This is a genomic window from Pseudoalteromonas fuliginea (assembly GCF_000690055.1).
Lineage (GTDB): Bacteria > Pseudomonadota > Gammaproteobacteria > Enterobacterales > Alteromonadaceae > Pseudoalteromonas > Pseudoalteromonas fuliginea.
In genome coordinates this window covers 1-363 of sequence record NZ_JJNZ01000160.1, presented here as the reverse complement: position 1 = coordinate 363, position 363 = coordinate 1, and the positions used below count along the sequence as shown (strand labels likewise).

The 363-nt window shown below is 44.9% G+C and carries 1 protein-coding gene; it reads right to left on the bottom strand.

The genetic code is table 11. The features are described 5' to 3' along the window. The coding region (locus tag DC53_RS22220) for a hypothetical protein (RefSeq protein ID WP_033032433.1) at window positions 1-363 on the bottom strand (363 nt) is incomplete at both ends.

The window sequence follows — 363 nt, the reverse complement described above, 5'->3', positions numbered from 1 at the left end:
AAGTGCTTGTTTCAACATCACCCACTGTAAAGCTTATCGCTTTTGTGGTGTCTTCGTTTGTTGACTGATTCGCTATATTTGTGATCGTTGGTGCATCGTTCACACTATTTACAGTGAGCCTAAATGTATCGTCTCTCGTCGCACCGTTACTGTCTTTAACACGGATACGAATGTCTGAATACCCATACTTATTCGCCACCGGAGACATGCTCATTGTCCGCGAAGCGCCACTCCCTCCAAAAACAATGCGATTCGTCGGCAATAGTGAAGTGTTTGAGCTGCTTACAACAGAAAGACCAAGGCTTGAAGTGCTTGTTTCAACATCACCCACTGTAAAGCTTATCGCTTTTGTGGTGTCTTCGC